Origin of the sequence: Geobacillus sp. Y412MC52 (genome assembly GCF_000174795.2) — a bacterium.
GTDB classification, from domain to species: domain Bacteria; phylum Bacillota; class Bacilli; order Bacillales; family Anoxybacillaceae; genus Geobacillus; species Geobacillus thermoleovorans.
The window spans coordinates 2,415,116-2,441,604 of the sequence record NC_014915.1 but is presented as its reverse complement, the minus strand read 5'-3'; the positions used below and the strand labels follow the sequence as shown (position 1 = coordinate 2,441,604).

Annotated in this window: 21 protein-coding genes and 2 pseudogenes; 14 read left to right on the top strand and 9 right to left on the bottom strand. The window is 46.6% G+C overall.

Annotated elements, in window-relative coordinates; all coding sequences use genetic code 11:
• Positions 1–4 precede the first annotated feature (4 nt).
• From GYMC52_RS11975 to GYMC52_RS11955, 6 genes are all read left to right on the top strand, one after another.
• Positions 5–1,525, top strand: coding sequence for a hypothetical protein (locus tag GYMC52_RS11975; protein ID WP_230982700.1), 1,521 nt, complete (start codon positions 5–7; stop codon positions 1,523–1,525).
• Entirely contained in the window at positions 1,522–3,504 is a 1,983-nt protein-coding gene (locus tag GYMC52_RS11970; protein WP_012820617.1) for a hypothetical protein, read from the top strand. Before GYMC52_RS11975 ends, GYMC52_RS11970 begins: the two co-directional genes overlap by 4 nt.
• A 21-nt stretch (positions 3,505–3,525) precedes the next feature.
• A complete protein-coding gene (locus tag GYMC52_RS11965) occupies positions 3,526–4,479 on the top strand; it encodes a hypothetical protein (RefSeq protein ID WP_012820618.1) in 954 nt (317 codons plus the stop codon).
• Positions 4,476–9,839 (top strand): DEAD/DEAH box helicase, encoded by a 5,364-nt coding sequence (locus GYMC52_RS11960; RefSeq protein WP_012820619.1) that lies wholly within the window; start codon positions 4,476–4,478, stop codon positions 9,837–9,839. The genes GYMC52_RS11965 and GYMC52_RS11960 overlap by 4 nt, the downstream gene beginning before the upstream one ends.
• A gap of 85 nt (positions 9,840–9,924) precedes the next feature.
• Complete coding sequence (locus GYMC52_RS20205; RefSeq protein WP_255347935.1) at positions 9,925–10,047, top strand: hypothetical protein; 123 nt, start codon at positions 9,925–9,927, stop codon at positions 10,045–10,047.
• Positions 10,034–10,330, top strand: a complete 297-nt coding sequence (locus GYMC52_RS11955; RefSeq protein ID WP_012820620.1) for a nucleotidyltransferase family protein — start codon at positions 10,034–10,036, stop codon at positions 10,328–10,330. The genes GYMC52_RS20205 and GYMC52_RS11955 overlap by 14 nt, the downstream gene beginning before the upstream one ends.
• Positions 10,331–10,464: 134 nt before the next feature.
• Here GYMC52_RS11955 and GYMC52_RS11950 read toward each other — a convergent pair whose 3' ends face one another.
• From GYMC52_RS11950 to GYMC52_RS11930, 5 genes and pseudogenes are all read right to left on the bottom strand, one after another.
• Positions 10,465–11,097, bottom strand: coding sequence for a hypothetical protein (locus GYMC52_RS11950; RefSeq protein WP_012820621.1), 633 nt, complete (start codon positions 11,095–11,097; stop codon positions 10,465–10,467).
• Positions 11,090–11,956: an ATP-binding cassette domain-containing protein gene (locus tag GYMC52_RS11945; RefSeq protein ID WP_041469516.1), complete on the bottom strand. Its 867-nt coding sequence runs from the start codon at positions 11,954–11,956 to the stop codon at positions 11,090–11,092. Before GYMC52_RS11945 ends, GYMC52_RS11950 begins: the two co-directional genes overlap by 8 nt.
• Positions 11,940–13,961: a hypothetical protein gene (locus GYMC52_RS11940; protein WP_012820623.1), complete on the bottom strand. Its 2,022-nt coding sequence runs from the start codon at positions 13,959–13,961 to the stop codon at positions 11,940–11,942. Before GYMC52_RS11940 ends, GYMC52_RS11945 begins: the two co-directional genes overlap by 17 nt.
• Before the next feature lie 113 nt (positions 13,962–14,074).
• Positions 14,075–14,470, bottom strand: a complete 396-nt coding sequence (locus tag GYMC52_RS11935) for a hypothetical protein (protein ID WP_012820624.1) — start codon at positions 14,468–14,470, stop codon at positions 14,075–14,077.
• 183 nt (positions 14,471–14,653) lie between these two features.
• A pseudogene (locus GYMC52_RS11930) lies at positions 14,654–16,048 on the bottom strand (hypothetical protein); the annotation flags it as partial.
• Between the two features lie 154 nt (positions 16,049–16,202).
• Here GYMC52_RS11930 and GYMC52_RS11925 point away from each other — a divergent pair.
• The 4 genes from GYMC52_RS11925 to GYMC52_RS11910 all read left to right on the top strand — a co-directional run bounded on the left by GYMC52_RS11925 (position 16,203) and on the right by GYMC52_RS11910 (position 19,769).
• Positions 16,203–17,576, top strand: a complete 1,374-nt coding sequence (locus GYMC52_RS11925; protein ID WP_012820626.1) for an IS1380 family transposase — start codon at positions 16,203–16,205, stop codon at positions 17,574–17,576.
• Positions 17,577–17,933: 357 nt separating this feature from the next.
• Positions 17,934–18,020, top strand: a complete 87-nt coding sequence (locus tag GYMC52_RS11920; protein WP_230982769.1) for a nucleotidyltransferase — start codon at positions 17,934–17,936, stop codon at positions 18,018–18,020.
• 199 nt (positions 18,021–18,219) lie between these two features.
• Positions 18,220–19,194 (top strand): aromatic acid exporter family protein, encoded by a 975-nt coding sequence (locus GYMC52_RS11915; RefSeq protein ID WP_012820628.1) that lies wholly within the window; start codon positions 18,220–18,222, stop codon positions 19,192–19,194.
• 68 nt (positions 19,195–19,262) lie between these two features.
• Positions 19,263–19,769, top strand: coding sequence for a L,D-transpeptidase (locus tag GYMC52_RS11910; RefSeq protein WP_012820629.1), 507 nt, complete (start codon positions 19,263–19,265; stop codon positions 19,767–19,769).
• A gap of 51 nt (positions 19,770–19,820) precedes the next feature.
• On the opposite strand, the gene prli42 is transcribed toward GYMC52_RS11910, so the two are convergent.
• On the bottom strand, positions 19,821–19,913 hold the full coding sequence (gene prli42 / locus GYMC52_RS19620) for a stressosome-associated protein Prli42 (protein WP_012820630.1): 93 nt from the start codon (positions 19,911–19,913) through the stop codon (positions 19,821–19,823).
• 213 nt (positions 19,914–20,126) lie between these two features.
• Here prli42 and mce point away from each other — a divergent pair, with 213 nt between their 5' ends.
• The 3 genes and pseudogenes from mce to GYMC52_RS11895 form a co-directional block, all read left to right on the top strand.
• The gene (gene mce, locus GYMC52_RS11905) at positions 20,127–20,552 is read left to right on the top strand and encodes a methylmalonyl-CoA epimerase (RefSeq protein ID WP_012820631.1); all 426 of its coding nucleotides are present in this window, start codon (positions 20,127–20,129) and stop codon (positions 20,550–20,552) included.
• Positions 20,549–22,099, top strand: coding sequence for an acyl-CoA carboxylase subunit beta (locus tag GYMC52_RS11900; RefSeq protein ID WP_012820632.1), 1,551 nt, complete (start codon positions 20,549–20,551; stop codon positions 22,097–22,099). Before mce ends, GYMC52_RS11900 begins: the two co-directional genes overlap by 4 nt.
• Before the next feature lie 184 nt (positions 22,100–22,283).
• Positions 22,284–22,623: pseudogene (locus GYMC52_RS11895) on the top strand (transposase); the annotation flags it as partial.
• A gap of 298 nt (positions 22,624–22,921) precedes the next feature.
• Here the strand turns inward: GYMC52_RS11895 and GYMC52_RS20200 are convergent.
• Complete coding sequence (locus GYMC52_RS20200; RefSeq protein ID WP_255347934.1) at positions 22,922–23,047, bottom strand: hypothetical protein; 126 nt, start codon at positions 23,045–23,047, stop codon at positions 22,922–22,924.
• 14 nt (positions 23,048–23,061) lie between these two features.
• A complete protein-coding gene (locus tag GYMC52_RS19360) occupies positions 23,062–23,499 on the bottom strand; it encodes a hypothetical protein (protein ID WP_144319739.1) in 438 nt (145 codons plus the stop codon).
• Between the two features lie 170 nt (positions 23,500–23,669).
• Here GYMC52_RS19360 and GYMC52_RS11890 point away from each other — a divergent pair, with 170 nt between their 5' ends.
• Positions 23,670–25,328 (top strand): IS1634 family transposase, encoded by a 1,659-nt coding sequence (locus tag GYMC52_RS11890; protein WP_012820633.1) that lies wholly within the window; start codon positions 23,670–23,672, stop codon positions 25,326–25,328.
• Positions 25,329–25,436: 108 nt separating this feature from the next.
• Here GYMC52_RS11890 and GYMC52_RS11885 read toward each other — a convergent pair whose 3' ends face one another.
• Complete coding sequence (locus tag GYMC52_RS11885; protein ID WP_012820634.1) at positions 25,437–26,315, bottom strand: IS982 family transposase; 879 nt, start codon at positions 26,313–26,315, stop codon at positions 25,437–25,439.
• Positions 26,316–26,489: the final 174 nt, after the last annotated feature.

The window sequence follows — 26,489 nt, the reverse complement described above, 5'->3', positions numbered from 1 at the left end:
TCATATGGAAAGAGCATTTAACCCGTTAGGACAACTTGTTCATGCGAAAAACGCACATAAGTATGGGGTTGTCTATACGTGTCCATGCTGCGGCGCGAGAGTATTTAAAGCAGAAGGAAGGGTGCAGTCCGCTCACTTTCGTCACGAACGCGGGCAAGGGTCTGAACGATGCGAACTTTATGTTCAACGTTTGTCAGGTTCATCCCATCTTCATGATTATTCAGTGATGATAAGCCGCCCCTTTATTACATTTGAACCATTGGAACGTGATTGGGAGCTTTTTATTACCTTTCCTTATTTAACGCCTTCTCAAGTGATGCAATGTGACGTGCATCATTTGCACTTTAAAATAAAATGCAATGAAATGAATTCCTTTATTTCCTCTGCACAGCTTTGGCCTAACTCTAGTGAAAATAAACTGTGGATTGTTCCAAAGCAGAGCTACAGTTTTTCTTTTGCGACTAGAAAAGATGAAGAATGTTATGAGAAACTCGGCTTGTTTTGGCCTGAATATATTAAAGGGTTTCAAAACCATACATATTTGTTTCGGCCAATAAACCAAAGCTTTTGCATGATTGAGCCTAGAGAACTATCACTGAGTGATACGTTTTATATGATGTCACGAAAAAAAATAGAGTTTCCGAGGGAAATGGATGTAACACCATTAAATCAAAAGTATGGATGGTTTGCCTATAAAATCCGTCTTCCTTTTCTATTGGCGGAGCCGTTAATAGAGTGGTTTCGGCAATTTGGATATGACTTGAAACCGCCGTATTATTATTTGGATATAGTTGTCCCTTCAATTTTTGGCAGAAAAGGAGAAGCGATGTTAATCGGAACAGGAAAATGTAGAATCCAAATATCTTTCCGTGACTTTCAACCGCAAAAGTACAGCCTAGTTCATATTCAACCGGATTATACGAGTCGGGAATATCCGCTGTCGAGTTCTTATGTTGACATTATATTGCATAAAAAAGGTTTTCATACTTTTTATATTAAAAAACATGAAGGAAAGATGTTACATCTATTTTATGATCCAAACGCGAACCCATATTTTTCGGAACGATTGGAATCCGGGGTTGTGGTTGACCAGCGGACATTGGCGCTGTGTGAGGAAAAGAGCATCTTGAAATACACAACGGTTTCGGTAACAGATCCTCTTTTGTTTCCTTACTGGATCAAAGAAAAAAATCGGTTTGCCAGAGAGCTCAGTCAAGGGGGAGAGTTTTTTCATCCATCTGTTGAGAAGCTTTTTATTCCTGGGGTTTGGGCGTTTGACTTTTCTGCTCAAGAGATGTGCGATTTAGCCCATCCCGATTGGCGCAAAGTTTTATTGGCGTATATGCAGCTTGAGCAAACAAAGTGTTGTTGGATTTCAAATGAACAATATCGTTTTCTAGAGTTTTTGTTGCAAGATGTAGGGGATAAAATGTTGCGGGCAAAACTAGCCTACTATGTAAAGACGTATCGAAACAAGGTTCCAAAAATAGTAAAGGAATTTATTGATGGGAGGAGATCGTCGTGAAGACGATATTTGGGATTGTCGAAAAAGAAAGAAAGCCAAATAAAAAATATGTGTTTGTTAAAGTTTTAGCGGAATATCGCGATCACCAGTTAATTGAGGTTCAGGAAGCACGATTGCATTATCCAAGTGAGGGGGAAGTGATATGGTCTCCTGCTCCTGAAGACATTCACGCAGGGAAAGTGGGATTTTATACAGTTGAAGAAAGAAATGAGGAAGAATACACAGGAAGACCTGTATATTCAAAGTTTATCGTAAGAAAAGAATTGGAGAATTTAAAATATTATGAGGTATTCCCAATACCGTTTTCACTTGCGCAAAATCATGACATTGTTTATTTGATTCAGAACGGGTTTGATGCCCCGCAGCAGTTTAGTTCAGAAATTTTACTCTTAACGAATGATGATTATTTAGTTGGGCCTTACCGTGTCAAACAGACAAAAGAACAAAAATGGGTGATTGATTCGTCCGACGATAAGTTGCTCGAAATACGAAAAAAAGGGATGCATCTCGTTAAATATAATGATAAGAACGTCGGGATCGAACGATACTTTGTATCGGCGATGCTAGCGAGCCCTGTCGAAGATTATCTCGATTGTGCCACTAACGCTCGGATTATGCGTTATGCTTTAAAAACGTTGAAAGACCAGCAACAGGTTCAGGAAATTTCAAGAAAAGTCATCAGTCAGCTATCTGAATTGGTTAGCGATCTCCCTCCGCAAGTTCGTTATGAGCGTATTATGCAAGCCATTGAGTTGTTGGATAAATATCAAATAACAAAGGAAGATATTGGTCAATTTGAGGAGGAATTGTTACAGTACCCAGTGATTCAAAGGAAAATAGAGGTTGAATTAGAGGAAAGGTTTGCTGCGGAGAAAGCAAGAATCGAAGATGAGCATCGAAAAGTATTGAACGAAACAGAACAGCTGCGTAGAAAAAAAGAGCATTTGCTAGTTGAGATGGAAGAAATCGAAAGACAGATAAAAGAAAGGGAAGAAAGACTAAAAAAAGCCGATAAGGCATTGGAATTAAAGATTAAGGAAATGAAAGATAATATTTTCCAGACTTTGGCTGATTTACTACCTTTTATGAATTTGGGGTTAAATGTCTCTGTGCATAACGCATCAGACGATCGAAATCATTCGGAATGGGTGGTGAAGGATGTTGATGAAACAACAGTTTATTATGAAGATATAAATCATTTAATGACATCCATTGCAGAAAACCTATGCATGATTGGCATGCAGGAGAATAAAGCATGGTTGACAGCGAAAACGATCATCGGAGCGATTTTGTTTCGTAAACCAGTCGTGGTCAAAGGAGAATTTAGTTTTGAACTGTCACAGGCAATCGGCTGGGCGGTTGCAGGAAACGATCATCTAACGGTTTTTCCAGATATACGGAATTTTACTAATAAAACGTTGATCAATTCCTTTTCTTGTTATACACGGCCTGACTGTGTAAAGTCTCTTCATTTATGCCAAATTGAAAATTCGCCTGCTGAATTGTATTTACAATCGTTTCTCGACCATTGGCGCGTGTCTATTGATGAGTCGTTGCCGGAATTGATTTTGATAAGCATAAAAGAAGAAAGTGAGTTGACTGATTCGTTCATCCAAAAGTTGTCGTTTTCGCCTGTGATCAGCGCAAATGAAATGATAACAACTCCTGATATTCGGTTACTAAGAAAGACGCATCGTCTAGTCTTTGGATCCATCCCTGCACGTTTACTTGTAGAAGGTAAAATATTAAAGGAAAAATCTAGTGAGTTCAATAATTTTGTGGAAATTGTGCAAGAAGTCATGTCGTTTACGAAACAAAAAGAAGCATTTAAAAAATGGTTTCGGTTATTAGAGGATGAACGGTTTGAGGAAGAAGCCGTGTCTGTATGGGTTGTCAAGGTGCTACTGCAGCCGTATGTTGCCCGTGAGCAGGCAAAGAAAATCTTAGAAGAGTTTGACAGCGAGAATATTTTGATTTAGTAAGGGGGTGGAGCTCGAGAGATGTTGATAGATGCATGGGAGAATATAATTATACAATTCAGACAAATAAAACGTCATGTCCTTTCTTTGGTGCACTTTTATGCATTCGAGGACTATAAAATGAACCCGGTGCATTTTCAGCGGCTTATCCCGCCTTTGCAAAGATTGCTAAAGGGGCGCTTTTTTGAAGATCTTCGAAACGTTATGAAAGAAGAAGATCAAACCGAAGCACAGTCATTGCTCGAACTGTTATCTGGTTTGGGGGAAATATTGAAGCTTGCCAATGGATATTATTTGCCGTTGCCCCCGCGCTGTGTCGAACTTCCCGTGTCTAAAAGCTTGGTTGTGCTCAGCAACCCTGAAGGAAAGAGCGACAAGTATTACGGGTGCGGCAACGGTTATATGGAAGAGGGCAGTCATGTTCCAACGTTGATGATTGATGAATGGATGCCTTCACCGACTGTAAATGAATTTATCGAAACGCTCAAATTGCAGAACCCAGTAAAACTAAACGATGAACCAACAGAACTATTTTTGCCTCAAAAACGGCGCAAATGGCACCCATTTCAAATGAATCTTGCATCAAAGTCTGATTGTTATATTGCTAGGTATGCATTAAAAAACAGTCAACCGCTCTACTTTTGGGTTGAGAACATGGGGAGGGGTGATGCGCGTTATTACAAGATACCCGAATATTATTTAGAAACGGCTAAGTATGCCTTAGAGTATAAGGCTCAGGTGAAAACAACGATAAAGTGTGCAAAAATTCGTGAAGATGTTATTTATGTCCGTCTTTTTAAAAAGTTTCCTGTGTTTGAACAAAAGATGGCGATGCTTTTTTGTTTCCCGCTTTCCTTTATCAAACCGATTGAGTGGATTGTGCCTTTGTGGCATTATTCAGATTTTATTTGGGTTTTGCGGCGCTTGGGGATTGATGAGGATTCAATACGATGGGAAGGAGTCGAAATGGGATGATGGAATTTACCATTAACTCCGTTTCTGCACGGCTGCATCAAAAATTGCGCGAATATATTGAAGCGCAATATCCAATCAGCCATCCCTCTTTGCTGTTAGAGCGCAGAGAGTTATTGGATTCACCAGGGGTCATTTCGAAGGAGCCTTATATTGAGGCCACTCCTGTTTATGAGCTGGGGCCTGCCTACGAGCAGATGAATTTGCCTGCTCATTGTAAAGAAGCAATGACTTATTTTTCGGAGTTGTCTCCTAGTGTAGGAATTTATAAGAGGCCGTACGTCCATCAGCAGGAGGCGCTTGAATCATTTTTAGTGGATGGACATGATTTAGTTGTAGCGACTGGAACCGGCTCAGGTAAAACGGAATCATTCTTACATCCCATTTTAAACTCATTAATTGATGAAGGATTTAATAGAAGGGAACAGTTTCAAACACATGCGGTTCGGGCGTTAATACTATATCCGATGAATGCGCTAGTCAGCGATCAAATCACAAGATTGCGCCAGCTTTTTGGTGATGAGAGAGTGTCCAAGTACTTTCGGGATCATTTCGGCCGTCATCCATTATTCGGTATGTACACATCAAGAACACCTTACCCGGGAGAGCGGACAAAGGAAAAAGACGACTACCAGTTGAAGGAGATTATTGATTATTATTTGGATATTGAAAAGCATCGGCCGCAACTGGCGCTGGAAATGAAAAAAAGAGGGAAATGGATAGCGAAAAATTTAACAAACTTTCGTTCAGGCAAAAAAGGCGACTGGAAATCTCGATATTTGACCTCTCCTGACGACCGGGAATTGTTTACTAGACACGAGATGCAAACGACTCCCCCGGATATTTTGGTAACGAACTATTCCATGCTGGAGTATATGTTGATGCGCCCGATTGAGCGGCCAATTTGGGAGAAAACAAGACAATGGCTTGCAGAAGATGAAGCGAACACATTGATTCTAGTGCTTGATGAGGCGCATATGTACCGAGGAACGAGTGGTGCAGAGGTGGCTCTACTCATTAGAAGGTTGCAGGCAAGATTAGGAATTACACGCGATCGATTGCGCTGCATTCTAACGAGTGCAAGTTTGGGCGCGGAGGATGATAATTCTGCGGCTATTGAGTTTGCTGAACAATTAACGGGCAAACTGAAAAAACGTTCGTTTAAGTTGATCAAAGGAGTGAAAGAAAAAAGAAAGCCCGGAAGAATTGGCACGACAGAAGAGGCCTATGCATTCGCCTTGCTAGACAGCGAGCAGTTTACCAATCGCATTCATCAGTACGATACATTGCGGTCGAATCTCCAGGCTGTAGCAAAGCGGCTTGGATGGGGAGATGTCCCACATAATTTAGATGAGCTGCCGTCGTATTTATATAAAAGCTTAGACGGATTTGGACCGCTCGAATTAATTATTGAACAAATAAGCGGAAATGCTAAAAAGTTCAGCGATATTGCCAAGTTGGTATTTCCAAGTGTCGATATGAAAGTGGCCCAAAAAGCGACGAGCCATTTATTAATGTTGGCCAATGCAGCGAAAGATAATGAGCGAGTGTTATTGCCGGTAAGGATCCATTTATTCTTTAAAGGTGTATCAGGCATTTATGTCTGCACCAATCCGAAATGTGAGGAAAAAAGAGTAAAAGGAAACGATTCGATTTTAGGAAAAATGTATGATTCTCCGAAATTACAATGTACTTGTAGCAAGGAAGCAAGGGTCTACGAATTGCTTACCCATCGAAAATGTGGAACTGCGTTTATTCGAGGGTATATATCGAAAAAGGACGGCAACTACTTATGGGCTGAAAAAGGGAAAGGCATTGTTGGCGAGGAGTTGACAGAGATTCACTTGCTGGTTGAACCGCCCCATGAAAAAATACAAAAAGGAGAACGATCGGTGCGTCCTGTATGGCTCGATATCAGGACGGGATATTTAATGAAGTCGCCGCCGGAAGATCCTGAAGGTTATCTAAAATTGTATTTGCCTCATGATGAGGCAAATAAGAACAAAAAGAAAAAGCAAACAATTACATTCCAACAATGTCCGTGCTGTATGAGAAAAGTGCAGGGAACGATTACGGACTTAAAAACAAAAGGTGAGCAGCCTTTTGCTAATTTAGTTCGCGAGCAATTTTTATTGCAACCTCCGGTAAAGCTGAATAAACAATTGCCTAATGAGGGACGGAAAGTGCTGCTGTTTTCTGACGGACGCCAAAAGGCTGCACGTCTTGCCAGGGATATTCCCCATGAAGTAGAGCTCGACTCTTTTAGACAGTCCATTTTATTGGCGGCTCAAAAATTAATTGATCAAGATATTGAACCAAAACTGAGCGGCGCTTTATATTGTTCGTTGCTGCAAGTGATTGATGAGCATAAATTATACTTTTTTGAAGGACAGGATCGAAAATCGTTGGCCTATCATGTTCAAATTTTACATGAGGATTTTGATGGCGACTATGAGGAGCTGATTGAAAACGGCGACATTGAACTGCTGCCTCGTTTCAAAACAGAACTTCTTCGCCAGCTTTGCCATCCACTCTACTCGGTTTATACAACGGCCACAGGCTACGTAGAGCCTGTTAAAAGAGAAATGGCAAGAGTAGAAAGAAAGCTAAAAGAGATATTGTCGAAGGAAGACATTTATGTACTGACTATGCTGTTCATTCAAGAAATGCTGGATAGAGTGGCCATAGATTCAACCATTCATTTCTATGAGAGGCTGAAGATTAGAGGGTTCGGGGGCGATGATTGGGGAGTTGAGAAAGGTTATATACCGAAAAACTTAGAGAATATCATTCATCTTTATGTTCAAAGTGAGGAGCATAAGAAGGAAATTGTCGATGCTTTGTTTAAATTGTGTACAGAATCGGAAGGAAGATATTATTTATCCCCTAGAAAATTAAAACTGATTCCCGGCATTTATACAACTTGGTATAAATGCAATGATTGCAAAGAAATGAATATCGTTGCAGCAAAAAATAAATGTGTGAATTGTTTATCGGAAAATATCGAGATATTAGACGTGAACAGTAAACGGTTGGATTCAGAAAAAGGATTTTGGCGTTCACCTATACAAAAAATATTGACAAACCATGAGAAAATTTCGAACATCACCGTTGAAGAGCATACCGCTCAACTGTCGCAAAAGGATGCGAAAATAGCGATCGCAACAACAGAAGAGTACGAATTGCGGTTCCAAGATATCATATTAGATGTTTTAGAAGGACCTGTCGATATTTTAAGCTGTACAACCACAATGGAAGTCGGCGTCGACATTGGTTCACTGACTGCCGTTGGACTACGAAATGTTCCGCCACAACGGGAGAACTACCAGCAGCGTGCGGGACGTGCTGGACGGAGGGGAACGGCTTTATCGACCGTAGTTACTTATGCCCAGGGAGGGCCGCACGATTATTATTATTTTCAACAGCCTGAAAAAATGATCAGCGGTTCGGCTCGCAAACCCATTGTTTATATTGATAATAAAAAAATCACCAAAAGGCATTTGAACGCATTTCTCATTCAAACGTATTTTCATGAAAACGTTTCTGCAAGTGCCGTTGCGTCAAGCATTCTCAGCAGTTCGTTAGGTGATACAAAATCATTTTTTGAAGGTACTCCGCCTTTTAATTATGAGCAGTTTAAAAAATGGCTGAATGACAATATCGCCTGTCGTTTTCGCGACTATCCTGTGATTTTTGACTTGATTCCGGATGAGGTTGTTTCGACAGGAGGAATATTAGGCGGGGGGGATATGGCAGAGCGAAAATGGGATATTGTTAAGGAAGCATGTAATGAGCTAGTAAGCGAGTTGGAACGGAATTATGAGAAAGTCAAACATACAATACAACCCATCGATGGTGACGATATAGCGGAAGTAAATCCGAACGATAAATTTCTCGATTTTTTGTTCAATCACGGCTTGCTTCCAACCTATGCATTTCCACAAGATTTATGCAGTTTTTACATCGAAGGGAAAGATGAAAGAACGGGGAGAATAATCGTTAAACAACGACCGCAATTGGAGATAAATAGAGCGTTGAGCGAGTATGCGCCAGGAAGACAAATTGTTGTTGATAAGAAAACATATCGAATAGGGGGAATTTATGTACCTAATCCACACGATCCGTTAAAACCGGCTAAAGATTTGTTGCTTGACAGTTTGCCGGTTATCACCTATTGTGAATCGTGCTTATTTGTTTCTTTGGATCCAATCCAAACGAAAAAATGTTCAGTGTGTGGTGGTGAGTTGAAAAACAGTCCGTTGTTGCGACCAACGGGGTTTTCGCCTGAGAAAGGGATGGAGGTGAAGGAAGGAGATAGGGAGCAGGAATTCACCTATGCAGTTCCTCCTCAGTTACCTATTCCTGTGTCTGGTGAAAAACTAAGTTTGAAGGCTTATTCAGGTTCAGAGCGGCTTCAATATGCTAATGAGATGAACAAACAGCTTATCGTCATGAATAAAGGGACGGATCGACAGGAAGGATTCGAAATCTGCACGGATTGTGGGGCTATTTGGCCAGCAGGGGAGAGTGAACATAAATTGGCTCATGATGTACCTTACAGGTTGAAAACACATCTTGGTCAAAGGGATAGCCGCTGTAGAGGAAGTATTATGAAAGTGTTTCTTGGGAATATATTTAACTCTGATTTATTACTATTGCGGATGAGTTTTGATGAAAAAGTCGACTTTCACCCGAATCATCAATGGGTTCATGACGGTTTGAAGACGATTGGCGAGGCGCTCGTATTGGCTGCAAGCCGGGTATTGGACATCGATTATAATGAGTTGCTGTCAGGATATCGCATTCTTCCATTAGAGACAAAAAGTTCACAACATCTGTATCAAGCCGATGTTTACCTGTTTGATACTTTATCCGGAGGAGCGGGGTATTCACACATTGCAGGGGAAATGCTCCCTGATATTATTAAAATGGCAAGGGAAATTTTGCATGAATGCGAAAACCATTGCGAGACATCTTGCTATAAATGCTTAAGACATTACTCCAATCAATTTTATCATCATCAGTTAAATCGTTTTGTCGCCCTAGAGTTGCTTGATTATATCGTTAAAGGTGAATTGAAGGTATTAACATTAACGGAACAACAAAAAGTGTTGGCCCCCATTAAGCGCATGTTAGAAATACACAATGAAAAATTCGAGGAATTCGAAGAAGGGGGACGATATCTCATTAAAGTCAAATCGAAAGGGAATCGCTTAATTGGCGCAAAAAATAATATAGAAAGGATGTTGGTATGCGCATACAGCCAGCCTGCTATTGCGTATGTTTCGGCTTATGAAGTTTTGCATGATTTGCCCAATGTATATTTAAATGTTGTAGAAGGCAAACAACAGTTGCTCGTTTGAGGACGGTTAGAATCAATGCTAATCGCTCAAAAAGAGGAATGGATTTATTTAGGATATACTCAACTCACGCAACGCCACGGCCCATGTGTATAACGAGGAAGATGATGAGCAGATCAAAAACCGAATTGTATCAGAATATATCCACGAAATCGAAGCGCTGCTGCAAAACATCAAAGAAGAAGTGATCGACCGTGATGTATGGAATTAGCCCGGTCGTGTTTAAACGGCTGATGGCGTATTTCGCCGGCGAAAAAGACATTCAAAAAGTCGTGTTGTTCGGCTCGCGGGCGCGCGGCACGGCCCGCTACAACTCCGACATTGACTTGTGCGTGGACTATACCGGCAAACAAAAGTGGAAAATCAAAGAGGATATTGATGAGATCGTCGGCATTTATTCGTGCGATGTGCTTTTTTTCGACGCGCTGAACGAAGCGATCCGGCGCGAAATCGAGCGCGACGGGAAGACGATTTATGAGAAAGCCCGCTCATGAACCGTGCCTCTTTTTTGTGTCCAGGACGGTCTGTCCCGTATTGCGGAGATGAGGTGGGGGCGGACGGGTGCGTCCCATGAACGGAGACCACACCAACAAGCCCCCCACATTCCTCTGTTGGGTTCCGCCCTCGTTTACCAAAACTCCCGTCCAATCAAAATGGCGGCGATCACAATGCCCGCCCCCAGCCACATCATAGGAAGAAGGAGGGACAGCGAGTCGGCCGGCGCTTGAAACAAAAACAGATGCGGCCACGGCATGAACGTCCCTTGCGTCGCGACTTCCATAAAGGTATAGACCACGATGACCGACAAGGCGACATCCAGGCTGCGGAAGACGCATAACATGGCAAGTCCAATCAACTGGTAAAACGAAAACAACAGAAACAGGTGCACCAAAACGGGAGCAGTGAGAAACATCGTTCCATGGATCCATATGACCGCCAAGACAAGAAGAACGATGCATCCCCCATGCAAAACGGCATAGCGAAGCAAGTCGAGGACGACCGCTTTCCGATAATACCATAACACCGCCTCTTTCGCCCCCTCGTCATACAAATGGCGGTACAAAAAGACGAGATGCCATCCGGCGATCGGCACGGCAATGCCTTGGATGACAGTGTAGGGCAAAAACGGTTCGTCGGAGCGGGCGGAAAAGATCACCATCAACCCCACGCACAGCCCATACGCGAGAAACGGAAACCAGTACAATCGGCCCAGCAATCGGCGGTCGAAGGAAAAACGATGGGCGATCGTCTTCTTATCCATGCGCTTCCGCCTCTTTCAACAACGCCAAATATCCGTCCATCAGCCGCGGGGCGACGCGCCGACCGATTGGTTCTTCCGACAAGACGCGCACGACGACGTGGGAAGGCTCTTCATTCATTTGGACGACTTCGTTCGCGGCCATGATCGGGTCGAGTTCCTCAAACGGCACGTCCAACTCATACGTATAAGGAGCGGCTTTTTGCTTGAGCTCGTCCGGGCTGCCTTCAAACAGCACCACGCCGCGGTCCAAAACCCCGATTTTGGTGCACAAAAATTCAATGTCCTCGACAAGGTGCGAAGAGATGACGATCGTATGGTCGTGGCCCAGCCGCTTCAACAAATTGCGAAACCGTACGCGCTCGCGGATATCGAGCCCGGCCGTCGGCTCGTCAAACAGCAGGATGGATGGTTCGCGAAGCAGCAGCATGGCGATGCCCACCCGCCGCCGCATGCCGCCGGACAGCTCGCGCATGGGTTTGTGCATGTGCGAAGACAAGTTGACTTGTTCGATGACCTGTTCGATTTTCGGACGGCAGGTGGCGGGATGTTCTCCTTGCAAGACGGCGAGATGCTCAAGCACTTCATACATTGTCAGCTCCGGGTAAATCATAAACTCTTGCGGCAAATAGCCGATCTCGTTCACCCGTTTCACTCTCGTGCCGGTGCTGATCGGTTCGTCTCCGAGCAACACCCGCCCCTCATTGAAATCCAACAGCCCGGCCAAAATGCGCATCAACGTCGTCTTGCCGGCGCCATTTGGTCCAAGCAAGCCGTACACGCCGGAGATGGTGAGGGAGACATCCGATAAAATCGCCTTTTTTTTCACGATTTTCGTCAATCCTTCAATGGTGACCGTCAACACCTTTCACCTCCTGCATCATCTCGAAGACGCGATCCCATGTCCAAGCATCGTCCATGTTCTCATACCATGTCCGCAAAAATTGTTGTTTTTGGTCTACGCCAAGCGGCTGAAAATCATCATAAATCGATTCAATCTGCTTCTGCACGGATCGCGGCTGCGACTCGAACCACTCGCTTTTGGAGCTCCAGTCGATCACCGGCAGGCCATTTTTTTGCATCAACCAGCGGGTGGCCAGCGAAATCCACTCGTTGTACATGATCCGCGATCCTTTCGGCGGCACGGAAAGCCGGAGTATTTTTTCATAATAATCTCGTTCCACATGATAGGTGCCAATCGAAAAAAAGCTCGTGTTATAGACAAGATGGTCATTGGCCATAAACGAGGATAGCCCCCAACTTGAGAACACAATGGATTTCGGCAGCGATGGAACCGCCGTTGATGCGATTTGTTGTACATAATGAAACGTTTTTTCCAACTGGCGGATGACAGTCGGCGCCCGTTCCGCCATGTGCGGCCAGTCGGCCGGGTAGGTGATCTCATATCCTTGATAGACGAGTTGATGTCCTTGCCCTTTGATCAAGGTGACCGCTTGCGCCTTCCCTCGGTAAACCTTTCCACGCTTTGGCACATTGCAAAACAGCACATCGCCGTCCACGTCCAAGGTAAACGTATACGTTTCGCCCGGAAAAAACTGGTCCGTGAATGCCCCATCCCAAGCTCTCGTTCCCGCTACCCGATATTCATCAATCCGATACATGTGCGCAGCTCGTTTTTTCGGATACCACGCCCGATCCGCCAGCAGGACGATGCGGCCGTTGGTGTGCGGGATGAGGGCCGTATCGACGATCTCATAGGAAAAGGTGAGCGTCAAGGTTCGTTTGGGCAGCCACACGGTCACGAGATCGCCGTTTCTCGTAAACTTGACGGGCTGATGGTCCGCTTCAATCGAGTGAAGCGGATACAAATGGTACAGTTGAAACGTTGGCCGGTTCGTTTCCAAATGGGACAAGGCCACGCGCACGACCGCACGCGATCCATGCAAGGAAAGGTCGTACGACTGGATACGGTAGCGCAAATCGGCTTTTACCTCTTGTTTCATCTGGCGGTATTCCTCAAGTTCGGTCGTCTGATCGGCCCGGGTGAATGCCTTTGTGTTCGTTTGCAAGGAGTTGTAGGCGGTTAGGACGATCAGAAACGGGAAGACGAGCAGCGCTTTTAGGACTGTGTTTCGTTCCTTTTTCGTCTGCGTCCAGCGGATCGACGACAGCAAGGACAATGCGGCAAGAGCAAGAAGCCATGCAGCGAATTTCCATTCCCCGCCGCGATCGACCTCAAATCCGATGTATGAATCATACACATGTTGGATCATATGTTTCCCGATAAACAGCAGCGACGCCCAGTCGCGGGCATGAACGGTTTGGGATACATCGATGAACAGCTCCGTCGTCATCGGTCCGGTCAGGATCCACACAAACAAAATAGCGAAAAAACTAATTCTTTTCGTGCCGAACAGCATCGCGATGATGACGCCGTACAGAACGGTGAACACGAGCGGCCCGAACAGGTAGACGGCGAGAAACCGCAGCAGCGACAAATACAGATCCGAAGGCTCAATCCCAATGAAGATATACACGAGTGAAAAAACGGCGTAGGCCATCATCAACATGATCCCTTGGCACAGCGTATGAACCGCGAACAAGGCACTCATCTTCTCGAGCAGAATCCGGTAGCCATCGGCGAACCATGACGAAACGCCGTAAAGAAGTTCTTTGGAATAGAGAAGATAGAAAAACACGATGTAAAAGATCGAAACGATTTGGACAAGCATGAACACTTCAGAGGGCAACTCCCCAGAGTATTCCATGCCTGAGTTCATATCGTCTGAAAAGAATAAAAGGAATCTGATAAGCAACAAAACAAAAAATAGTATGCTGGCACCAACGTATAGCTTACTTCTCAACAGTTTTTTTAGATAAAATAAGACGAGAAAATTCCACCTCATAGCTGATCAACCGCTTTCTTTCCGAGAAGTTGACAAAAGAAAAATGCGGTCAGGGATCGCCCCATTCTTTTTAGGCGTATCCCTGACTCCCTCATCATCCTGATTCGGTATATTTATTTGACGGTAATGGTCACATATCCTCTTGAGCCAATCGTTTGACCAACAATTTGGCCATAATACTTATCGTCTTTGGTTTGTGTAAAACTGCGGGTTTCTTCTTGACCAGGATTGAGCCAGTTGGTGGAGGCGACGACGCTGTCGGGCCACCAATTGATCAATTTGTAAGCATAGCCTCTCGTTTGGGTATTGGCACCGTTATTCACAGCTTTAATATTTCCTGTATCATTACGGCTTGCAGTAAGAGGAGATGTATTCTTATAAGTACTTGAGCCGTCTAAAAAGGCTGTTGCGGATGCTGCTCCCGCTGCACCGGCAGTCGCTATTACTGCTGCTGCAAGCGATAAAGATGCCCATTTTGATTTCCATTTCTTTTTTCGGTTCACGATCATGTTATCCCTTCTCCTCTCCAAATATTATATAGATTGTTCTCGTCTTTACTGCGGTTCCAGCTTCATTTCGTAAGAGGCTATGGAACCAATAACGATGAGCTTTTCCATTTTTCATTGTTGTTTCCTAACACTCTTTTTCACATCCTTTCAAAGGCAACTAATTTTGCATTATGAATTTGATAAATTTCTTGTTGTGGTGAGAAACGGTTTATAAACAAGGAAACGAGTATGTTGCACTTGAATTTGTTTGTAAGGACCGTTGATCATGGAGAGACAAAGGGGATGGTCCCCACGCCAACGGTACTTTTCCTTTCCGACAATCATTTTGACCCGTGTACATGTTTTCGTTTCCACATTGGAATGAAGCGTTCCGGATGAGTCGAGATGGTAAAGCGTTGAATCCACTGATTGCGGATACCAGTTGGCTTCAAATGGCAACAAAGTGACGCCCGATGTCAACGGATAAAAGGTTGAGCCGAACGTATGCTGATAATAGATCGTCATGGATGGCGCACCGTTGGTCTCCACCTGAACAACGTTTCCTTGTTGTTGAAAGGGTAAACGCTTCCCTCCGCCTTGGATGTGATCGATTTGAAATTGCTCGTTGATCGAAAAACGAACGGTGCGTTCTTTCGGATGCAGAGAGAGTGTGACTTTGATCGGATGCGTGGATTTCGGATTCACCTCGATCTCCTTGATTTTCCAATATCCATGCAACGGGATGTTCTTGGTTTGATCCTGATGTTTGATTTGTTGATAAAGTTTGACGTCGTTTGCCAACAGAATGTCATCCAACTGGAATTTTGATTGTGCATGTTGAAGGAAAAATGTTACGAAAATAACGAGAGTCACACCAGCCGCGAGCCCCGCGAAGGATCGCCGCATGCTTCGAAAAACGCCATAAACGGCGATGGAAGAAAGGATATACGCCAACTTGATCAGCATGCGTTCTTTTTGAAAGGTTAAGCTGAATAACGGGTCAATGTAAGGCCAACGATGGTTTACCCACAAGGAGAAGGATGGGTTGCGATATTCCAAAGAAAACAGCACGATGATCCACAAAACAAGTACGCCAACGAGCAACATCGCTTTTTTCGGAGAATGATAGGCGTAAACAGCGCTTGTGGACAATCCAATCATCCACGCCCATAGAAATGGTAGAAGAAAATGAATCAAATACAATGGAAACAGAAAGGTGAAAAGATCCCAACCCGCTGAATAGTTGATCACCACCGCACAGGCGATGATCCCGGCCAAGGCCATTTGCAAAGCGAAAAAACAAACAAACGCGATCAAAGCTTGGCAGAAGACGATCTTTTGTGGGTTTCGCATGATGTCGTTCATCGCGATCCAGTGAATCGGCGTTGAGGCGAACAAGGAAACGTGCAAACGAAAGCTGAAAAGCAGCCAGACCGCCATTCCAATCGGAACCAAGTACTTCGTATATAAGATCCATTCCGCTGGATTGATGGTATGGGGATTGAGGCAATCAAACATCAAAGCCCCGGAAAATACCAATATGAAAATGGCTTCTGCTTTTAAGCGGGACGCCATCCTTGAAATGAAAACCCATTTCATATTGAATGCCCTCTCTGATCATCAATTTGAAATGTTTGTAAAATTCAATGGCATTCCTGAATCCGTGACAAAACATCTTTACAATGGTCGCAAACCGTTGATACGATAAGGGAAAACGACGTTAACGACTTTTCATCAAGCAGGTGAAAATGCGATGAAAGATTTCCCGATTCGGTTTGTGTTGACAGATGAAGCCATTACCCCAAGTGCGGGGCTTGCCCTCGTTGGCTACTTGCTCCATCAAACGAAACTGAATAAACGAGTAAACGCGCTTCGGCCTCCTACCGTTCGTCGAGACGTGCACATTTCCCATAGCGACGTCATTCGCTCGATGATCGGCTTGCTTGCCACAGGAAAAACGGACTTTGATCATATTGAAGCATATCGTCAGGACGATATCTTTTCGACATCGATGGGCATTCAGCACGTGCCTTCCTCCCCAACGTTGAGACAGCGACTCGATCAGCTCGCTTGTCTTCCGATGACCGAAACGATTCTTTGGGAGGAGTCCATGCGTCTGTTGATTCAACGACATGCCACCTTGTCCCCTTGTTGGGCCAAAGGAAAGACGACATGGCTTCCCCTTGATATAGATGGCTCCCCATTTGACAACTCCGATACGAAAAAAGAAGGAGTGAGTCGAACGTATAAAGGATTTGACGGTTTTACGCCGTTGTTTGCGTATGCGGGGAAGGAAGGCTATATCGTTCATGCCGAGTTGCGTCCTGGAAAACAACATGTGCAAGACAACATGCCTTCGTTTTTAACCACCGCCATCCGTCGAGCTCGTCAACTGACCTCGTCTCGTCTGCTTGTTCGCATGGATGCAGGAAACGACGCGGAAGCAAACGTGCACGTGTGTCTAAAGGAAGACGTGGACTTTGTCATCAAACGAAACTTGCGCCGAGAATCGAAAGCGCTTTGGTTCCAGATCGCTTCGCAAAAGGGCAAACGCGTCGATGATGGACAAACAGAAGGAGTCCAAACGTATGAGTTATGCCTTCCACAGACGGCAGCGATCGATGGAAATACGTATACGTACGTTCAAGTCACCCAAGTGACGGAACGGACGATGGAACGCAATGGACAGGTGATGCTCGTTCCTAATTATGAAGTGGAAAGCTATTGGGTGCGGCTCAAAGGATACGAGCATGTTCGAATGAGCGATGTGCTCGCGTTGTATCATGATCATGCGACATGCGAACAGTTTCATAGCGAACTCAAGAGCGACTTAGATTTAGAGCGGCTTCCATCTGGGAAGATGAAAACGAATGCGCTCGTGTTGGTCATGGGAGCCTTCGTGTACAACCTTCTTCGCCTGATCGGACAAGATCTATTAAGCGACCCGAGACATCCATTACATCACAAAGTGAAACGCCGCCGCATCAAGACGATCATTCAGACGGTGATCACGATGGCAGGGCGACTCGTTCGCCGATCACGGCAACTATGGATGAAACTGACGCGAAGGAGCGGGTACAGTATACTCCTACTGAATGTGTATCAAAAATGGAAAGAAGCAAGATAACAAACAGATGTTCGGATGCAAAAGTCAACCATCACTCCCTGTACTTTTTTGCCTCTTTTTTAGTTTAGATCTCCATAAAAAGAAATTTATCTCATTTTTAAACATGAAAATAGTGCAGGGAATCATCACAAAAAGGGATTTATGGATCATTCATCCATATAACTAGCACCAAAATCGAAGTTGATTTCCATCCATCACGGATTCAGGTGGCATTATAAAAAAAAAAAAAAAGAAGATGTCAACCTTTTACATGGAAATTCACAGTATATTCACAAATAATAGGAAAATCGTATTGTCATGATGACGATTTTTGGCAAATTTTGCGTCTTTAGGTGTAGGGAGTGTCCATTGTGCGACGTGCTTTTTTTCGACGCGCTGAACGAAGCGATCAGGCGCGAAATCGAGCGCGACGGGAAGACGATTTATGAAAAAGCCCGCTCATGAACCGCGCCCCTGTTTGTGTCTAGGACGGTCTGTCCCGCATTAGCGGACAGCCGTCTTTTTTGCCCTTGCGCGGCTGTTGGGGCAGATGGGCTTCGGGACGGGTGTGCATGTGAGCCAAATATTGTCCGTTTTTCCTTGCATCGAAAGCGCCGTCATCGGTACAATGAAGTCGGCAACCATTGGCAAAGGAGACGGCGCGATGAAAATCGGCTATCGGACATTGAAAACGGCGGTGGGGGCGGCGCTGGCGATTGCCATCGCTCAGCTCATCGGTCTTCATAACTTCGCTTCCGCTGGCATTATCGTCATCTTATGCGTCCAAGTGACGAAAAAGCGGTCGCTTGAGACCGCCCGGGCTCGTTTTGCGGCGTGCGTTGTCGCGATCGGGTTTGCGGCGTTGTTTTTTGCCGTCTTCGGCTATCATCCGTGGACGATCGGGCTGTTGCTGCTGCTGTTCATTCCAGTGACCGTCAGGCTGAAGGTGAACGAGGGCATTGCGACAAGCTCGGTCATTATTTTGCATTTGTATGCGGCCAAGGAAATCACGTGGGGATTGGTCGCCAATGAGATCTTGCTGGTGGCGGTTGGCATTGGTGTGGCGCTGCTTATGAATATGTACATGCCAAGCGTCGAGAAGCAGCTCAAAGAGTACCAACGCATCGTTGAGGATTTGTTCCGCATCATTTTAAAAGAAATCGTCCGCTACTTGCGCACCAATGAACTCGATTGGGACGGAAAAGAGCTTCCGCTCGCCGCCGAGACGCTCGACAAGGCGAAAAAACTCGCCATGCGCCACGCCGACAACCAATTATGGCGGAATGAGGATGAATATGTCCGCTACTTCCGCATGCGCGAGCGGCAGTTGGAAATCATCGAGCATATGCTTCCGCTTGTGACGTCACTTACCTACACGGTCGAACAGCGGATGATGATTGCGGATTTTATCGACGAATTAAGCGACGCCATTCATCCGGGGAATACGGCGGACCGCTTTTTGCGGCGCCTTGCCGAGATGCGCGAACAGTTTAAGGCGATGCCGCTGCCAAAGACGCGCGAGCAGTTTGAAGAGCGGGCGGCGTTGTTTCATTTAGTGCGCGAATTGGAGCGATATTTAATCATCAAAAGCGAATTCCACCCCGGAAACGAACGAAAACCGCAGCGGCTGAAGGCATGATGCAGGGCATATGTCCATCCGTTTTGGCGCACACTATAGCCAAACATTCAAGCAAAGGATGGACGGATATGCGGGTATGGTTGGCCATTTGTCTCGTGATAACCGCAGTGTTGGGGGCGCCTTTCCAGACAGCGGCGGAGGCGAAGCCGCTCGTGATTGTGAACAAAGCGATCAATAAGCTCGCGCTCGTCCGCGACGGCCGCATCGAAGCCGTTTATCCGGTGGCGACCGGGGTCAATGCCGATTTGACGCCGGAAGGAATGTTTACGGTGACGGTGAAGGCGAAACACCCGTATTATCGGAAAAAGAACATTCCAGGCGGGGCGCCGAACAATCCGCTCGGCACAAGGTGGATCGGCTTTAACGCGCGCGGGACGGACGGGCGCACGTACGGCATTCATGGCACGAACAACCCGGCGTCGATTGGCGGCTACGTTTCGCAAGGCTGTGTGCGCATGCACAACCGCAATGTCGAGCAGCTGTATGAACGGGTGCCCATCGGCGCCAACGTGCTCATTCTCCGCAGCAACGAATCGTTTTACGCCATTGCCAAACGGTACGGCGCTGTCCAATGAAAAACGCAAGCTTCCGGTTTCGGAGCTTGCGTTTTTTACGCCGGATCGCGCTTAAAACCACATGCTGATGCCGGCGAGGAGCGTCGTCAGCAGCATGCAAATGAGCATCAAGTAAACCACGAATTTTTGCGTTTTGCGCGACAACGGTCCGTCCTCCTTCCGTCCGCTGTTCTACGTTTATTGTAACGGCAAACAGCGGAGCGGACAAGGAAAAAAGCAGGATGAGAGATGAAACGAACCGCTCCATGGCTTGACCGTTGCGCAGACAAAGAAAAACAAAAAAAGCAGGATTTTTTGTCGAAACGGCGAATAATAAAACGTTGGCCTCATCATTTTGCAGCAAAGGAGACCAAGACGATGCAGGTGAAAAAAGTCGACCATATCGGCATTGCTGTCCGCTCGATCGATAAAGCGCTTCCGTTTTATACGGATGTGCTCGGCCTGCCGTTTCTCGGCATCGAGGAAGTTGAGTCGGAACAGGTGAAAGTGGCGTTTCTGCAGGCCGGAGAGGCGAAGCTTGAGCTGCTCGAGCCGCTGTCGCCAGAGAGCGCGGTGGCGAAATTTATCGAGAAACGCGGCGAAGGGATCCATCACGTGGCGCTTGGCGTCGAGGACATCACCGAGCGCATCCGTGAGCTGAAGGAGCATGGCATTCGCATGATTCAAGATGCGCCAAAACGCGGCGCCGGCGGCGCGTGGGTGGCCTTCATGCACCCGAAATCGACCGGCGGCGTGTTGTACGAACTTTGTGAACGGACGAACCGAACGGAGGGACACCAATGAGCGACATGTACGACAAAATCAACGAACTGTATGACCGCCGACGTGAGATTGAACTGGGCGGCGGCGATGAGAAAATTGAACAGCAGCACGCGAAAGGGAAGCTGACGGCGCGCGAGCGGATTGACTTGCTGTTGGACGAAGGGACGTTTGTCGAGCTCAATCCGTTCATCGAGCACCGCTGCACCGATTTTGGACTTGGCGAAAAGAAGGGGCCGGGCGATGGGGTCGTCACCGGCTACGGGAAGATCAATGGACGCACCGTATTTGTGTTCTCGCAAGATTTCACCGTCTTCGGCGGCGCGCTTGGGGAAATGCACGCGAAAAAAATCACGAACATCATGGATTTGGCGGCGAAAACCGGGGCGCCGGTCATCGGCTTGAACGATTCGGGCGGCGCCCGCATTCAAGAAGGGGTCTTGTCGCTTGACGGGTACGGGCACATTTTTTACCGCAACGCCATTTATTCCGGCGTCATCCCGCAAATTTCCGTCATTATGGGGCCGTGCGCCGGCGGGGCCGTCTATTCCCCGGCCATCACGGATTTTGTGTTCATGGTCGAAAAAACGAGCCAAATGTTCATCACCGGTCCGAAAGTGATTGAAGCGGTGACCGGGGAGAAAATCAGCGCCGAAGATTTAGGCGGCGCCCGCGTGCACAACACGATCAGCGGCAACGCTCATTTTGCGGCGGCGAATGAAGAGGAAGCGCTCGCCGAGGTGCGGCGGCTGCTTGGCTATTTGCCGTCAAACAATAACGAAAAGCCGCCGTTTGGCCCGATTCCGGACGGGGACGACTACCGCCCCGATTTGGCCGATGTCGTGCCGATTGACGCCGTCCGCCCGTACGATGTTCGCCACGTCATCGCCCAAGTCGTCGATGACGGATCGTTTATGGAAGTGCAAAAAGATTTCGCCAAAAACATCGTGATCGGCTTTGCCCGCATTAAAGGCGAAGTGGTCGGGCTTGTGTGCAACCAGCCGAAGTTTATGGCCGGCGGGCTTGACATTGATTCGTCCGACAAGGCGGCGCGTTTTATCCGTTTTTGCGATTCGTTCAACATCCCGATCATTACGTTTGAGGACGTCACCGGCTTTTTCCCGGGCGTCAAGCAGGAGCACGGTGGCATCATCCGCCATGGGGCGAAAATTTTGTACGCCTACTCGGAAGCAACGGTGCCGAAAATTACGGTCATTTTGCGGAAAGCGTACGGCGGCGCGTACGTCGCCCTAAACAGCAAATCGATCGGCGCCGATGTCGTCTATGCGTGGCCGAACGCGGAAGTGGCGGTCATGGGGCCGCAAGGAGCGGCGAACATTATTTTCGCGGGCGAAATTGAAAAAAGTCCGAATCCGGAAGAAACGCGGGCACAAAAAATTGCCGAATACCGGGAGAAATTTGCCAATCCGTACGTCGCCGCGAAATACGGCATGATCGATGATGTCATCGATCCGCGCGACACGAGAATCAAGCTCATTCAGGCGCTCGAGATGCTTCGAAACAAGCACGAGGAGCGGCCGAAGAAAAAGCATGGCAATATTCCGCTGTAAGCCTCACATTTCGCACCCTTCCGACGAAAATCGGGAGGGTTTTTCTGTTCCGATATCGAATGAATCCTTGACACACAAGAAAAGTGAAGGAGTTTTTCTCTCATGAATGTGCAAATCAAAGCGGTCTATCGCAATTCCTATTTTGAATATCATAAGTGCTCTAGTCAAAAAACTGGGCCTGCCCCACTTGAAAGATCCGTTTTTCACGGATGAGATTGATGTCAAAAAGCCAGAACGAGTGGCCGTATTGGGCTATTTGTTTCTCTTGGCCTTGGCGATTTACCGCGTTTTTCAGCGCCGGGTGCGCCCGTTCATCACACCGGAACACCCGTTAAAAGGGCCTGGGGGCCGCAAGCTGACCCGGCCAACGGGACAGGCGATTTTTCAGCTGTTTCCATTATGTGAACGTCGTCGTGTTCCAGCTGCCGGACGGGCGCATCCAACGCGCACTGGATCGCTCCCTCAACCCGGATCAGCGAAGGATTCTGCAGGGATTGGGCATGGATGAGAGCATCTACGTCTAACATGATACAGAACGACTAGCGATGGTAAAAAAAGGATTGCCATCGCTAATCGTGTTCGTCAAAACGTTATTCTGAAAAACTAAATAAAAAATCCTTTGTTTTGACCTTGTTAGGGTGCGAAATGTGAGTTGTAAATAAACAAAATTAGGGGATTCTCCCTTTCCACACAACAGACTGAATATTCAGTCTGTTGTGTGGAGGAAATATCCCCCTCTATTCTAAACCCATTTCAAAGACACCCTATCTATCTTACATTACACAAAAATCTTGACGGTACCTTACAATGTCTACAGTATAGTTATTTCTGTTTTAATACTCTAAATACAAGGATACCAACTAAAACGATAATGGCTACAGTTACCGAAACAATTGTTATAGGTAACCAGTCAGTTATAAAGGATGAATAAATTGTCGTTTCAGCCATAGATACCCCCGCCTTTAATAGAGATGTTTGAAAGAAACTCTAACTGTCGCTCCATTTGATTTTAGGTCTATAAGTTTTACAGAACTTACAATGGTATGGTAGGAATTAAAAATACCTGATCCACCTATTCCAATAGCTGCATATTTATAATCACCTTGTGCATTAATATCATAGCCCTCTTTATATGCTGTACTGTCTGTTATTTGAGCTGATCCATCAACAGTATTTGGGAACCAAGCAGATGTTCCTGCAACAGAAGCATATGTTGCAGTCAAACCTTTTGTAGTAACTTTAAAACCAGTTTTTAGAACTAATTTTGTGTCAGGGTAAAGTACATGGTGAATGTAAACTGTTGCACTATAAAATGTACTAGTATTATAAAAATAAAAATAATCAGCAGCTAGCGGAACTACATCTAATGGTTCATCTTCAATATTTATAGATTGTTCCACAATTACGTATCCGTTATCAGGTAACTCTATTTTCTTTGTAAAAGTTGTTTCCTCATTAGTATCTATTGTAACTCACATTTCGCACCCTTCCGACGAAAATCGGGAGGATTTTTTGTTCCGATGTCGAATGAATCCTTGACACACAAGGAACGTAAAGGAGTTTTTCTCTCATGAATGTGAAAGTCAAAGGGGTCTATCGTAATGGTTATTTGAATATAATAAGTGTTCTAGTCAAAAAACTCGACATCCCTCACTTGATTGACCATCTTGTGCCCGTCGATCCACAGTGCCAAACGCGAGTCAGCGATGCCGTTCAGGCCATCCTTTACAATCTATTTGACGGCCGGCAAGCCCTGGTTCACTTAGAACGATGGGCTCAGGAGATCGATCTGGAGAAACTCATCCGTCCCGGTCTCCATCCTTCCTGGTTGAACGACGATGCCTTGGCCCGTCATCTCGACCGCTTGTATGAGGCCGATATTCACAAGGTCATCAGCACTTGCTTGATTCACATTTATCGCAAAGAAGGCCTTTCCCTCCGAGCCTTTCACGCCGATACGACAGACAAAACTGTTTACGGAGCGTATGAATCGGCCTCATTAGAGGCTTTGCAGATCACACATGGCTATAACCGCCATCACCGTTGGCAAAAACAGATCGGCTTCGGGCTGGTCGGCAACGAGGATGGCATCCCGTTTTACGGCGATGTGCATGACGGCAATCTATCGGATAAGGCGTGGAATCCTGAGGTGCTGTCGCGGATCCACGAACAGTTCAAACAAGCCAAGATCGACGACGAATGGATTTACGTGGCCGATTCCGCCGCGATGACGAAAGACACCTTGGCGCAGACAAAAGCCGCCCGTGCCTTTTTGATCACCAGAGGCCCTTCGTCGCTTCGAATCGTGAAACAGGCGCTCGCGGAGGCCGATTCGCCTCACATCCCGTGGAGCGAACCCTTTACCCTAGCGGAGAGAAACGGCGCCACGTACCGGGTATGGGAAACGGCCGCGACCTATGAAGGCCACCCGGTTCGGCTGATCGTCGTCGAATCGAGCGCGCTCGACCAGCGCAAAGGAAAAACGCTCGAAAAAGAGCGGGTCAAAGAAGCGGAGCTTCTTCGCGAGGAACAAGTCCGTTGGGAGCGCCACCCCTTCTCCTGCCGCGAAGACGCCGAACAAGCCTTGACGTCCCTCAAGGCGTCCCTTCGCCCTCGGTTTCATCGAGTGGAGGCCGCGGTCGAAGAGATCGTGCGTCCGAAAAAACGGCGCGGACGGCCGAAAAAAGGGGCGGAACCCGAGACGGAGACGCTGTACACCCTTCGCCTAAACGTCGAATTCGACCAACAGGCATGGGAACAGGCAAGACGGAAAGCGTCCCGGTTTGTCCTCGTCACGACCGTTCCGAAGGAATGGAAGGGCCAACAAATGGATGCCCAAGAGATCTTGAAGCTGTATAAAGGGCAAATCTCGGTGGAAATGAACTTCGCGTTTTTGAAAGATCCGTTTTTCACGGATGAGATTGATGTCAAAAAGCCAGAACGGGTCGCCGTATTGGGCTATCTATTTCTCTTGGCCTTGGCGATTTACCGCGTTTTTCAGCGCCGGGTGCGTCAGTTCATCACACCAGAACGCCCGTTAAAGGGCGCGGGAGGCCACAAGCTGACCCGGCCAACGGGACAGGCGATTTTTCAGCTGTTTCAATATGTGAACGTCATCCTGCTGGAGCTGCCAGACGGGCGCATCCAACGCGCACTGGATCGCTCCCTCAACCCGGATCAGCGAAGGATTCTGCAGGGATTGGGCATGGATGAGAGCATCTACGTCTAACATGATACAGAACGACTAGCGATGGTAAAAAAAGGATTGCCATCGCTCGTTGTGTTGGTCAAAAAGTTATTCTGAAAAACTAAATAAACCCGTGGTGCTAGTTGAGCGTCAGCGCTCAACCAGCCCTAGTGTGACCAGGGAATAAGCCACCAAGATGCCATCGAGTGCCACTTCAAACCCGGCAATGGAATTCGCCCGAATGTCGGTGATCCGGTATTGGTCCACGAGAATCGAAAACACCGTCTCGATGACTTTGCGTTTTTTCTTGATCCATTCTTCCCATGCCTTGGATGGGCCGTGCTTTTGATTGTGTCGAGACGGTGTCCAGAACGCGGCTTGGTGTTCTTCATACAGCTTTTCTCGAAGAGCGCGGCTGATGTACCCTTTGTCTCCAAAGTTGTAGGGATGAGGGATTTGAGTCATCACCGTTTCAGCCGCTTTGACGTCGTGGCAGGACGCTTCCGTCACGACATAGCCCATGGCCAGCCCTTGATTGGTCACTTGAAGATGCAGCTTGAAACCGTAGTACCATTGCTTTTTGGAAGCACAATACCCCATATCCGCGATCCCTCGAAATCGCTTGACGCGCTGCATTCTCGCGGGATGGCACAACGGAAGAGGCAAACTGTCGACAACGGCATAAGCATGGTGTTGGCCACGTTTGGCTAGTTCATGACGAATCCATTTGACCGCGAAGCCAAGCGCTCGGCAGCGGCGGTTGTATCGGGAGCGTTCAAGAAACGAGCCGTTTGTGAACAAATTTCCCGTGACAAAGCGATGCCAGGCTCGTTCAGAAGAAAAGCCCAGCAGCTTCCCCAAAAGGTGAACCGCCATGACCACTTCGTCTTTTTGCTTGACCAAGTGACGGTTGCGGCGATGAAGATACATTTGAATCAACGACAGTTGAGCAGAAACAAAACAGAAAATAGCGGCATATTGTTTTTGAAGTTTGGCTGGATCTGTAGTAAAATGAAAGTGCTCTTGCATGGGGGATCTCTCCTTTCGAATGTTGGGTGACACTTTCATTCTACTGGAGATCCGCCAGCAAGGGCTATTTTTATGCTTGTCTGAGTTTTATCTAGCACCACGGGTTAAATAAAAAATCCTTTGTTTTGACCTTGTTAGGGTGCGAAATGTGAGTGATATCACAGAATTTTGGCC